Source organism: Chloroflexus sp. (assembly GCF_034432675.1).
In the GTDB taxonomy this organism is placed as follows: Bacteria; Chloroflexota; Chloroflexia; order Chloroflexales; family Chloroflexaceae; genus Chloroflexus.
In genome coordinates, this window is sequence record NZ_DAOUBI010000207.1 from 1 (window position 1) to 12,930 (window position 12,930).

The 12,930-nt window shown below is 54.3% G+C and carries 8 protein-coding genes; 4 read left to right on the forward strand and 4 right to left on the reverse strand.

Translation table 11 applies throughout. The features are described from left to right. Nucleotides 1-537: 537 nt before the first annotated feature. Complete coding sequence (aceA, locus tag VAE55_RS15730) at nucleotides 538-1,812, reverse strand: isocitrate lyase (protein WP_322816684.1); 1,275 nt, start codon at nucleotides 1,810-1,812, stop codon at nucleotides 538-540. Nucleotides 1,813-1,937: 125 nt separating this feature from the next. After that, complete coding sequence (locus tag VAE55_RS15735) at nucleotides 1,938-2,246, reverse strand: nucleotide pyrophosphohydrolase (protein ID WP_012259720.1); 309 nt, start codon at nucleotides 2,244-2,246, stop codon at nucleotides 1,938-1,940. 110 nt (nucleotides 2,247-2,356) lie between these two features. On the opposite strand from VAE55_RS15735, the gene VAE55_RS15740 reads away from it, so the two are divergent. From VAE55_RS15740 to VAE55_RS15750, 3 genes are all read left to right on the forward strand, one after another. Beyond that, nucleotides 2,357-2,572: a hypothetical protein gene (locus VAE55_RS15740; RefSeq protein WP_322816685.1), complete on the forward strand. Its 216-nt coding sequence runs from the start codon at nucleotides 2,357-2,359 to the stop codon at nucleotides 2,570-2,572. Between the two features lie 39 nt (nucleotides 2,573-2,611). Then, a complete protein-coding gene (ilvA, locus tag VAE55_RS15745; RefSeq protein WP_322816686.1) occupies nucleotides 2,612-3,847 on the forward strand; it encodes a threonine ammonia-lyase in 1,236 nt (411 codons plus the stop codon). Between the two features lie 355 nt (nucleotides 3,848-4,202). Further along, nucleotides 4,203-5,615 (forward strand): FtsW/RodA/SpoVE family cell cycle protein, encoded by a 1,413-nt coding sequence (locus tag VAE55_RS15750; RefSeq protein WP_322816687.1) that lies wholly within the window; start codon nucleotides 4,203-4,205, stop codon nucleotides 5,613-5,615. A gap of 918 nt (nucleotides 5,616-6,533) precedes the next feature. Here the strand turns inward: VAE55_RS15750 and VAE55_RS15755 are convergent. Further along, nucleotides 6,534-7,382, reverse strand: a complete 849-nt coding sequence (locus VAE55_RS15755) for an ABC transporter ATP-binding protein (RefSeq protein WP_322816688.1) — start codon at nucleotides 7,380-7,382, stop codon at nucleotides 6,534-6,536. A gap of 24 nt (nucleotides 7,383-7,406) precedes the next feature. Next, complete coding sequence (locus VAE55_RS15760; RefSeq protein ID WP_322816689.1) at nucleotides 7,407-8,951, reverse strand: aldehyde dehydrogenase family protein; 1,545 nt, start codon at nucleotides 8,949-8,951, stop codon at nucleotides 7,407-7,409. Nucleotides 8,952-9,123: 172 nt separating this feature from the next. On the opposite strand from VAE55_RS15760, the gene VAE55_RS15765 reads away from it, so the two are divergent. Continuing rightward, nucleotides 9,124-12,708, forward strand: a complete 3,585-nt coding sequence (locus tag VAE55_RS15765) for a CHAT domain-containing protein (RefSeq protein WP_322816690.1) — start codon at nucleotides 9,124-9,126, stop codon at nucleotides 12,706-12,708. The last annotated feature ends 222 nt before the right edge of the window (nucleotides 12,709-12,930 follow it).

Genomic DNA, 12,930 nt, shown 5'->3' on the forward strand with positions numbered 1-12,930 from the left:
CCGCGCCAGCCGTGCTCGCGATCACGTGGAGATCGCAGCGGTTACCCCGCAGCTCTGCGCCCAGTGGGATCACGTTTCAGTGTAGATACCGTTGCCGACCACCATTACCCGTGTCGCGTCGTTTGGCGTGCGGCAGCATGGCTGCCGCACCAGCCGTCCTGACGATCCGGCGCATGTTACACCGCTGATCCTGCTGGTCACGGAGATGATGTGTATTCTCGTCGCGATAGTAGGGGCACGGCATGCCGTGCCCCTTCTCCGACCACGCCGACAACAATCCACCCGAAGGAGCACGGCATGCCGTGCCTCTATTGCTACGCCGACAACAATCCACCAGCATCTCGCCGGTCGCACACCTGACAGAGCACTCCTGCACGGATTTCACAACCTGAGTGATGCACAGTGACAGTCAAGATGCGATATGCGTCCCACCAGAGCTGCACACAACGGACAAAACATCCAGGGGGCAATCAGATGGTTGCCCCCTGGATGGATACTCACGTCAGAAGCTGTTGATCGGGTATTAATCCGCTACCGCTAGTGGAACTGCTCTTCCTCAGTACTGCCGGTCAATGCCGTTGTGCTGATCTCGCCACCGGCAATCACCTGCGCCACCTCATCGAAGTAACCGGTTCCAACCTCACGCTGGTGACGGGTCGCCGTGTAACCGTAGGCTTCTGCCGCAAATTCCGCCTGTTGCAATTCGCTGTAGGCCGCCATCCCCCGATCACGATAGTTGTGCGCCAGTTCAAACATGCTGTAGTTCAGCGCGTGGAAGCCGGCCAGGGTCACGAATTGGAACTTGTAGCCCATGGCACCCAATTCGCGCTGGAAGGCCGCAATCGTCGCATCGTCCAGCTTCTTCTTCCAGTTGAACGATGGCGAACAGTTGTAGGCTAGCAACTTGCCGGGGAATTGGGCATGAATAGCCTCGGCAAAGCGGCGTGCCTCTTCGAGATTTGGTTCGCTCGTTTCGCACCAGATCAGATCGGCGTAGGGGGCATAGGCCAGGCCACGGGCAATCGCCTGATCAAGGCCGGCCCGTACCCGGTAGAAGCCCTCGCTGGTGCGCTCGCCGGTGCAGAAGGGCCGATCCCGCTCATCAACATCACTGGTGAGCAACGTAGCCGCATTCGCATCGGTGCGCGCCACAATGATCGTCGGTACCCCCATCACATCGGCCGCCAGACGAGCTGCCACCAGATTGCGGATCGCAGCCTGGGTGGGAATCAACACCTTCCCGCCCATATGACCACACTTCTTCTCAGAGGCGAGTTGATCCTCGAAGTGCACACCTGCCGCTCCAGCCTCAATATACGCCTTCATAATCTCGAAGACGTTAAGCGGGCCGCCAAAGCCGGCTTCTGCATCGGCCACAATCGGGGCAAACCAGTAAATATCATTTCGCCCTTCGCTGTGATAGATCTGGTCGGCACGACGGAGAGCATTGTTGATGTTGCGTACCAGTTGGGGACCTGAATTTGCCGGATAGAGGCTCTGATCGGGATACATCTGCCCCGCCAGATTGGCATCTGCGGCTACCTGCCAGCCACTCAGGTAGATGGCCTTCAGACCAGCTTTAACCTGCTGCATTGCCTGATTGCCGGTTAAGGCACCCAGGGCATTGATATACGGCTCGGTGTGCAAGAGGTTCCACAAGCGCTCGGCACCTATCCGGGCCAGGGTGTATTCAATCTGCACCGAACCCCGCAGACGATACACATCCTCTGGCGTGTATGGGCGCACGATGCCGGCAAAACGCGGTGTGTTCCAACTGTCGGAAATCTGTTTGATCTGTGCGGCACGATCCATGTGCGTTTCTCCAATTTCTGCGCTGAATCTGACGAACACGGTCTCAAAAATATTGATGCTTAGCAGTATAACACTCTGCGTTACGAGGTAGTTACAGTTTTGTGAAGGTGAGTACAACTAACCCCCTACCCTTCCCACGTGCGACCGTAATTCTCGGCCAGTTTGGTCAGAATGGCCTGTTCAAGATCAATGTCAAGCAGGTAAGCCAACTGGAAGAGGTAATTAGCCACATCGGCCAGCTCACCGGCCAGTGCTTCCCGATCACGTGGTTCGTCACGAAACTGGAAATGTTCGAGTAGCTCCGCCGCTTCGACCGCCACCGAAATCGCAATATTGCGTGGTGTCTGTGGGAAAATACTATCAGGCGCATACCATCCCTTATCTGTCACAAACCGATTAATTGCGTCTGTCAATTCAGCTATTGTCATCGGCATGACCGAGCTCTCCTTTCATTGCAACGCATTTGTTTCATTGTAGAGCAAGAATGGTACAATAACGACGAATATTGACAAGGAATTGGCGACCGTGCCAGAGGAGGAAGACGATGCTCACCGTGGATCAAATAGCGCAATACTGCGAACAAGAAATTGCGCGGTTGCAACTGGCCGGTGATCGCGAAGAACTGCGGCGGCTGCAACTGGCTATCGGTGTGTTGATGAAGGCAGCCGAGCAGGTTCGCGACCGCGAGACGGCTATGCGTTTCCGCATCCTGGCTGCCCGTGCCGCCAATGCCCAGGAACTTATCACCGGTGAAGATTAGGCCAATGCAGGCCATTAGTCCAGGGAGCAATGACGTTCCATGAGCCGATTCGCTATTGAACTGGCCGATATTCAGGCCGCACGGCGGGCGTTGCGGGATATTATTCTGCCTACCCCGATATTGCCGGCAACCCGCCTGAGTGCTGAACTAAGTGGATCAATTTTTTACAAGGCTGAAAATACCCAGCAGAGTGGTTCATTTAAGATTCGTGGTGCATACAACACCATTATTCATCTGTCACCTGCAGAGAAACAACGCGGCGTGATCGCACCATCTGCCGGGAATCACGCTCAGGGTGTCGCGCAGGCAGCCCAGTTACTGGGGGTAAAAGCAACAATTGTGATGCCTGAACGTGCCCCATTGACCAAGGTGGTGGCAACCCGCCGGTTGGGCGCCGAGGTCATTCTGCACGGGGCCACCTTCGATGATGCGATGGCCTACGCACACGCTCTCAAAGAAGAACGTGGCTTAACCTACGTTCATGCCTTCGATCATCCGCGGGTGATTGCAGGTCAGGGAACGATTGGTCTGGAACTGGTTGAAGCCCTGCCCGATTTACATCAATTGGTTGTACCAATCGGCGGTGGTGGCCTGATCAGCGGTATTGCCTTGGCCGTGAAGACATTGTTGCCGCACGTGCGCATCGTCGGCGTTCAGGCTGCCGGCTGTGCGCCGGTGCCGGCCTCGCTCGCCGCCGGTCATCCGGTGACGGTACCGACTGCGCATACGATTGCTGATGGTATTGCCGTGAAACGCCCTGGCGAACTCACCCTGCCGATGATCCAGGCCCTGGTTGATGACGTTGTCACCGTTGATGACGAAGAGATTGTGATGGCAATCGCGCACGTGTTGCAATACAGTCGTCTAGTTGTCGAGGGGGCCGGCGCCGCAGGTGTTGCTGCCCTACTCAGTGGTAAGGTGCCGGTACAACCACACCAGGTAACGGCGACGATCCTCTGCGGAGGCAATATCGACGCGAATCTGCTGATGCGGGTGATCGAGTATGCTCTGGTTCGCCAGGGACGCTATCTCTTGCTCCGCACCAGCGTCGATGATCGTCCAGGCGGCCTGGCCGGCCTGGTCAATCACGTTGCCTCGACCGGTGCCAGCATCATGGATCTCTTCCACCGTCGCGGTATGTGGCGAGTGCCAATCGACCGTGCCGGCGTTGAACTCATCCTTGAGGTCCGTGATGAAGAGCACGCTCAGATGGTGATCAATTCTCTCGAACAGGCCGGCTACCATTGCGAACGCGAACCGCACTGGCCGATATAATCGACATCGATTCATTAAACATCATATGTTGTTGAAGAATCGCCTAGCATGTTCGTCTATTCACATCCTGCGTTGCATGAAGTGCGGAAGCTGTGCTTTCGCACTTCCAAGCAGTGTGTCCTTTGTGAAGGGTAAGAAAACCTTCATTCAGCGCAGCTCACTGCATCTAATGGCTGCAATGCCTGCTATAATACCTGACACAGAATGGTGAGAGTATCCGCAGCAGGAAGCTACCCAAATAGTCTCCGTCACAACCACGCGATAGGCACAAAGGTGACACCGCTACCTGCATAGCCGGTTTTTTGGATAAACTCTCGCGATCACGATGACCAGTATTCTCCCACGGAGACACACTATGGCATCACTCCGTGTAACCTTTGCCCGCCTCCGCCAGCTACGCATGGTAGAATTGCAACTGCTCGTTACCGTGCTGCTCTTTTTTGCTGCCGGCTATTTGTTAGTCGTTGTTGCTACCGGCCAAAGTGAATTGCAGACAACAGTTGAGGGATTGGTCAGCATTCTCTGGCCATCAAGCCTCCCTCTCTTGCTGTTTCTCGCCATTTCGTTAGGCCTTTCATGGCGCAGCCCAACAGCTGACCAGGTGATACTGCCGTTAGTGGCCTTGCTGGCCGGGCTGAGCCTGATGATGACGGCACGACTTGAGCCAGGTCTCAATCAGATCTACATTTGTAGCAACCCGGCTGGTGAGCGGTTCCCTTGTTACGAAGGGATTGCTGCCAGGCAAACCCTGTGGGTAACGCTGGGCACGCTGATCATGGCAACCATCCTTTTTACTCCTCTCGATCATCTCTGCATCCGGTTATTCCGTCTCTCATTCACTGACGTACTCGATCACTATCGCTACCTCTGGCTGATGCTCGGATTGGCGCTCATCCTGGCTACCTTTGTCTTCGGCGTTGACCCCAATAACAGCGGAGTACGGGTCTGGTTCAATCTCGGCTTCTTCTACTTCCAGCCGTCGGAACTGCTCAAGATCATTCTGGTCATCTTCATGGCCTCGTACCTCAACGAGTACCGTGAAGTCGTGCAGTCGAACTACCGGATCGGGCCGTTTACCTTACCACCGCTCCCCTACCTGGCACCACTGGTCGGTATGTGGGCTATCGCGATGTTGACCATCGTCTTCCAACGTGATCTCGGCGCAGCACTCCTGTTGTTCGGCGTCTTCCTCACGATGCTCTACGTCGCCACCGGACGCGGCCTGTATGTTGTCGTGGGAGTAGCTGCATTTGCCGGTGGTGCCTATCTGCTGTACCGCCTGCTGCCCATCGTTGGCTTACGAGTATCGGTCTGGCTTGACCCCTGGGCCAGTGCTCAAGGATATCAGATCGTCCAGGCGATTTACGCGCTGGCGTCTGGCGGCATCTTCGGGGCAGGTCTGGGGCGCGGTGTGCCAGAGTATGTGCCAGCGGTGCATACCGATTTTATCTTCGTGGCAATTGGTGAGGAACTAGGGCTAGCCGGGACACTGGCCGTGCTGATCGCATACATGCTCCTCATTTTTCGCGGTTATCACCTGGCATTAGCTATTCCGGGTCGTTTTCGCGGATTCGAGCAACTGCTGGTTGTAGGGCTTACCTCAATCATTGCCGTACAGGCATTTATCATTCTAGGCGGCAATTTACGCCTGATCCCACTAACCGGTATTACATTGCCATTTATCTCATACGGCGGTTCGTCGATTGTGGTGAACTTCCTGATTATCGGCCTGCTCTTACGCATCTCGGTAAGCGATCAGCGGTACTGATCAGACGCTTTGTCATACCAAGAGTACCCTACCGGAATGATGTCACTTACACGCTCAGCGATCCCCATCCACACCAGTTCAGAGAGCGCAAGCCAGACTTCCGCACCGATCACACTCATTGTCAATGGTCTGAAGGATGCGCCCCGCACTACACCGCATCTATTTCGTGTGATGTCAAATCTGAAATATACAATGCACAACCCTTTTCCCCCTGCATTCGATACATCCCCTGTATGGCAATGTGAACGGTCACATGCACCGTCCACTGTAGGGGCTGGTTCTAAACCCGCCCGGGTTCTAAACCCGCCCATCCCGAACCCGCCCCTCCGTTACATGCCGGTGTTCCCCACGAATCATTACTGCGGGGACGGATGGTCACGGTTCACCTACCACATCCACGACGAACAATGTTAGAACTTACTTCATAAAGCTGTACGATCGTGCTCGCAGACTGTCACCGAGGCTCACGAACGCTTGCCAATCGCCAACGACAGCATGTCCTGTTTCAAACCTGTTGGCAGAGTGCAGCTCCAGTCGTTCCATCACGCGCTGGATGGATTGTCTTGCCCGCGCATTATGCGCGTGTCGCGCGGTGCGGAGTGCGGCAGCCATGCTGCCGCGCCAGCCGTACTCACGATCCGGCGCGTGGCTTACCGTTCCCCATCCTGGTCACGGGGGTGCTGAATGTGCTCGTGCCGATCATCGAGTCGGTCAGACATGCATGCGATCACTGCGTGTAGACGTGTTGTTGCAATAAGTTCATGCCTGTGCACCAGCAGCCACGGCCAGTACCTACCGGCGGTGGATGGGATGTCTCCACGGGGAACGCTTGCAGCCCACTAACGCAGCGTGACATGTGGGTAATGCATAGCCCCAGCGGGGGGAGGTTAGGAGAGGGGCGATAATGCATTCTACTCCCTACTCCTCGCTCCCCATCACCTCATCCTGATCGCGCCGCAGCACCGTCCGCAACCTGGCAACCAGCCGATGAAGCTGTTCATCATCTCGCGCGTCAGCCCGTCGCGGATGGGGCAGATCAACGACAACTTCCGCCAACATCCGTGCCGGTCGCCGACTCAAAACTACTACCCGGTCAGCCAGTAATACCGCTTCGACAAGATTATGGGTCACCAGCAGCACCGCCGGGCGCGGTTCGATAGTAGCCAGCAGATCGAGCAGCTCAGCTTGCAACTGCTCACGGGTAAGTTCATCGAGCGCACTAAACGGTTCATCAAGCAACAGCACGGGTGGCGCAAGCGCCAGCGCACGGGCCAGCGCCACCCGCTGTTGCATACCACCCGACAACTGACGCGGCAATCGCCCTGCTGCATCGCTCAATCCCATTCGCGCCAACAACGCAGCTACCCGCTCGGCTCGCGCCGCAGGCGGCCACCCGGCCAGCTCAAGCGGTAAGGCTACATTCGCTGCTGCATCACGCCACTCCAGCAGTGCCGCCGCCTGAAAGGCAATCCCAAAGCGATGATCACGCCGTGCCTGCACAGGTGCGAGACCAAACAAACGCACATCGCCAGTATCGGGTTGTTCCAAACCGGCTACAATTCGTAGCAACGTGCTCTTGCCACATCCGCTTGGCCCAACCAGGGCAACCACTTCACCGGCCGCCACCACCACATCAATGCCGGCCAACGCCTGCACATCGCCCGTGCGGGTACGGTAGCACTTGGTAACCCCGTGTATCTCGATGGCAGGTTGTAGCGGCTTCACCACCGGTTGATCTGTAGCCGGTTCAGCAAGTGTTATCAGCATATCCCGCGTCTGTCCGTCCTCTCGTTACCGTTGCTCTGGCAGCAGCGTGTAATCGGGAAAATTACCGTACAACCGCTCTCCCGGCTCGCCGACTGTCACTGCTTCAACCAGATACTTACCACCCACAAAACAACCCTTCCAGGATGCGCCCATCCCGCCAAACACCTCATCGCGATCACCACGCGAGCGCATACGGTTGATGCCGACCTTGAATGCACGCAACTCACTTGCAATCATCTGGCCCAACCTGAGATCATCGGTCGCAATCGAGGACACCAGATTCCCGTTCGAGATATTCATCTCGCTGATCAGCTCCTCGATACTATCAACAATCACAATCGTATCAATCGGGCCAAACGGTTCGTTGTGGTGCAGGCGGCAATTCCGTGGCACATTCAACAACGCAATCGGCGCCATATAGGCTGAAATGTCCTGATCGGGTAGAAACAGCTCTAGGTTCAATTCGCCTTCGTACAGACAAACCGCACCGGCACCCAGCGCCTCGCTGTAGAGCACACGTAGCTCTTCAACCTTCCTCGCATTGATGAGGGGGCCAAAATCGAGCCGTGGCAACGGATCACCAGCCCGATCAACCAGTACCGGATTGCCGATCTGCAAGCTCTTCAGAACCGGCAAATACACATCCAGGAACTTGGGAAAGAGGCGGCGCTGAACAACATAACGGATGTAGGCCGTACACCGCTGTTTACCATAAGCGAAGCCCTTTTTAATCTGCTGAGCCAGACTCGCCCAATCAGAGAAATCCCAGATGCCGTAGCAGTTCACCCCTTCCATCTCCAGCATGTAGCGTTTGTTGCGGTCGTAGAGCGACGCAGCAATATCACGTCCGTTAGTTTTCCCGCCTACAAACGCCAGACACGCTACATCGGCATTCCGTACCAGAGCATCGCTGAGCGCACCACCCGATCCACTGACCAGCGAGACAGGCAGGCCAGCCCGACGGGCAATCGCAAAACCTAGCGTTAACGCGAACAAGCCACCATCCGAAGGGGTTTTGGCAATGACGGCATTACCGGCCAGCGTCTGCACCAACACCGCGTGGACTAACACCGAGTACGGGTAGTTCCACGAGGCAATATTCGATATCAAACCGAGCGGCTGGCGGTTACTCAGCATCCATTCGATCTGATCAACATACCATTCGACACCATCAAGACAGCGATCAACATCATCACACGCCAGATGGTATGGCTTGCCAATCTCCCACATCAGCAGATATGCGATCAGATCGCGGTGCTGGCGTAAGCCATCGACTGTCTCCTGCACCCGCCGCCGCCGCTCATCAAGATCAGTTCGGGCCCAGGTCTCATGTTCACGAGCAGCAAAGCGCACAGCCCGCTTCGCCGTTTCGAGGTCAATCATAGGCATGCGGCCCAATTCCGTGCCATCAATGGGCGTACTGTAATGCTTACCATGCCCCGGCCAGCCCCACATTCCCTCGATCAAATTGAGAACGTGCCCTTCACTGTTAAAGGCCTCTGGTACAACAGATCGTAATTGTGCCAGGAGATGCGACCATTCACACTCTGGTGCGATGATTTTGCTCATGCCATCCCTCTTCCGGTACTGTGATATTTAGCACAATCACAGTATATCATGCCGGTTACTATCATTCTCACAAACTGCTAAATATGTTGACGTACAATATACCACCGCTTACTCAGGCAGCTCCTGTGCTACACTATACAGCAACAATGGTTAAGTTGAGAGAGTAAGCAATATGAACATCCTGATTCGTCCACGACGGCAGAGACGAGGTGCCATACCCTCAAACAAACACATTATTGAAGTTGAATATAGTGATGGTCGTCGCATCGTCTCAGAAGAAGAAGTACAATTTGACCTTACCCCTCCCGAACCAAACAACCCTGCCGACATCACTCGCTACGGTCAGGAACTCTTCCGCCGCCTCTTTCCGACGCGACTGAGCCACCAGTTTCGCGTCTCACAGCGTACCGCCGCGCAGCAACAGCAACCACTCCGGCTACGCCTTGCTCTCGATCCGCAGGATGCCGAACTACAGGCCATCCCCTGGGAACTCTTACACTTCCCTGCAACCGACAATCAAAGCCAGCTCATCCCCCTGACCACGAGCGATCAAATCCTCTTCTCACGGTATATCGACAGTGAACAATTTGCCCTTTTTGAACCAATTGATCATCATCCGATTCGCTTACTGCTCATCCTCAGCGAACCGACTGATCTTGATCGCTGGCAATTATCGCCATTTGATCGCCCGGCAACCGAACGCGATTTTCGGCAACGCTTTCGCCCATTTGTTGATACCGGCCAGTTAAAGTTCGACATCTTACCCCGTGCTGAAGAGGCCGAACTTCGCCTTGCCCTTGAACGCGGCTCACTTCAGACCGAGGAAGCACGGGGTTACGATGTGGTTCTCTACTTTGGTCATGCCCTGTTTCTTCCAGAGCGGGGTACTCGCCTCCTGCTTGAACACGGCCCACAGCAGCGAGGTCGGCTCTTCGATGGTGAAGAGCTTATCAGGCTTCTCACCCAATTACCGGCCACACACAAGCCGGCAATGATCGCCCTCATCGCCTGTAACAGTGCAACTGTTGATCTACATGCCCCGCTTAGCAACTTAGCTGCACGCCTGATTGCAGAAAGCGGCATTCCCGCCGTGCTGGCCATGCAACGACTGGTCGCTATTGAGCTGGCGCGCACATTTACTCAACATCTGACGGAAATGCTACTGCGCAACGGCATCGTTGATCTGGCCGTCACCACAGCTCGCCGTCGTATCTATCGTACCGACAGCATTCATTGGAGTACACCGGTTTTGTATACGCGGCTGGCGAGCGGGCGTCTCTTCCAACCCAGTGAACTCCTCAGATACATTGAGTGGCTCTTACAACAGGACAACATACAGCGGTGGGCCGGCACTGAATATATCGACGTCGAATGCATTTCTGTCCCCGCCGATCAATACAGCCACCTGATGCAACATCGCCCTGAAAACCCTCTGCAGAGCAGATCAGCTCGTGACACATTATTGGAAAACATCAAGTCGGTTGTCCGCACCGGCAGTGGCGAATGCATGGTTCTCACCGGCAACCGTCAATCGGGTCAGACAACCATTCTGCGACGTGTCTGCCACGATTTAGCACGTGACGCCCTGCTCGATATCGAAACACCCGTTGGCGTCCTTGTCTCACTTACCGGTTACGAGCAGACACGTGGCGACTTGCGACTACGCGATCATATTGTCGAACAACTTAACCGCCAACACCCCGCTTTCGCTAATCATGTTCACGATCTCTTTCAAGGTAGAGCCAGCGGCCCTCACAAACGACCTCGACTGGCTTTTCTCCTTGATGATCTGGATCAGGTACCAGAAGCGTATTGGCAGGAATTGTTGCGCGACCTGCAAACCCTTCGCCAGTATCTGCCCGATCAGAGCTTTATAGTCGCTGCACCACAGACATTTATCTCACAAACTTTTGATCAGAATATCAAACTCTTAATTCTCCAGCCACTCGATGAAGAGAGTATCACCTTACACATTCGACAACGTAAGCATCGCGATGCACGACGCATCATCGAACGAATCCGCGAAAATCGCTTGCAGCACCTTGCCAGTGATCCACAGATGCTCACACTTATTTACGAACGTCTCACAACTGACGTTCAACAAAATATCTCTTACCACCAAATTATTGAAGGTTTTCTTGATCAGGAACTGCGTAATCTCGATACTCGTTACCAGATGGGCAATATTGCCCGGACAAGTCTCCACAGCATCGCATGGCAGTTATACTGGCAGATGAAAGAATACCTTTCAATCAACGAGGTTTTCACACTGTTTGCCCAGGTACGAGGCAATCGCGATTACAGCTTAGAAGACCTTTTTCGCCAACTGAGCAATACACAACTACTCACGATAACCGGGCAACACGCTATCAATTTTACAAATCAAGCTGTTGCTGCATATTGTGCAGCACAGGCGCTCTATACAAGCCCAGATCGCAACCAGCGTTTACTTGATATTATTGCGCTTTGTGCAGATGTGAGTCTACAACGCTGGTGGGAGGATGTCCTGTACGCATTAATCAGTTTCCTGGATAAACCAGAAGAATTACTTCAGTATATTGCAAACTCGCTTCGCGCCGGCAATAACCGTATAGCTGTCCTTGCTGCCCGCTGTTTAGAGGTTTTGCCACCATCCAAACTGGAAAAACTATCGGCCAGATTGCGTAACGAGTTGATTGATACGTGTCTCTTGCAACTTGATGAACAACGCGAACCTGATGTTACACGACGCGAAACCCTGGTTAGATCACTGGGAAAGCTCAATTACCCCCAGGTTCATCAGCAATTACGTCGTATATTGGTTGACAAAGTACGCCAGACAAGTAGCGGTTTACGCTACGAGTATACAAACATCCGCATTGCTGCTGCTCGTGCATTGCGCGATCTTTACCTCCCGCAGTTTAATCGCAGGGCAGGCGATGCAAAATCTACTGAAGGTTTTGATCGAACTAAGATTTCAATTAACCAATTGCGTGATGATCGGCCTTTAATCGAGTTAATGGATTGCTGGTTGAGAGGCGATCAAGGCCGCAATGACTTGCGGCGTCATATTAGCGTATCACCCCTGCCCTCTGAACGGGCAATCGCAGCCTTCGCGCTGGCCGATGTCAGTACAACTCCAGCACAACAATTATGTGATGCACGCTTTCTCCTACGTGTTATTACTGCACCATCAGATACGACTGCCACCAGAATTAGCGACGACTGGATCGACACGATGTGGGCGGCAGCTGACGCGCTGACACTTTTTGACCCGGAGTATGTTGTGCCACTCATTGTTACCTTGATTCGTCGCAAATCTAGCATGCCCGATCCGGCAGCCCAACAGATAGCCTATCTTGCCGGTCGCTTACGTATCAATCAGCCGGTCGTTATTGAGTGGCTTATCTCACTACTCATTACTAATCCCCGTCAAAATGTCAAAGCCCGCGCACTACAGTCACTGGCCTGGATTGGTAACACTGCCGCAAACCACCCAATTGCTCTCGCTGATGGTCACGAGCCTCTTACGGTTAAGCAGCTCATTGAAGAGATTGCGCTTTGGCGGCAGGCTTTACCACATTTCGCATTGGGTACATTTCAGCTCGACCTACCAAATAATAGCGATCAACCTGTTTACCTGCAACGAAAGGCCATCGAAGCCCTGGCATGGATCGGCGATAAGCAAACATTAAGTGAATTGGACAAATACTACCAGTACTTGCCCCTTGAATTGCGTACCCAGTGGTACGTCACACGCTCGAACTTACAGCGATAGGATAACCGTATTACAAGCCGCTTCCTTCCACGCCGACAACAATCCACCGGCGTGTCGCTGGTGGCACACCCGCCGGCACTTCAGTATGGATATGTCTCTGGAATGACGCACACCGTTGAGCAAGACTTGACATGAAACAAGACGTGTACCAAACAAACAACCCCCAGCAACCGTATCTGGTTGCCGGGGGTCATCATCGGTCGGGTGCGTGGACCTAGGTTC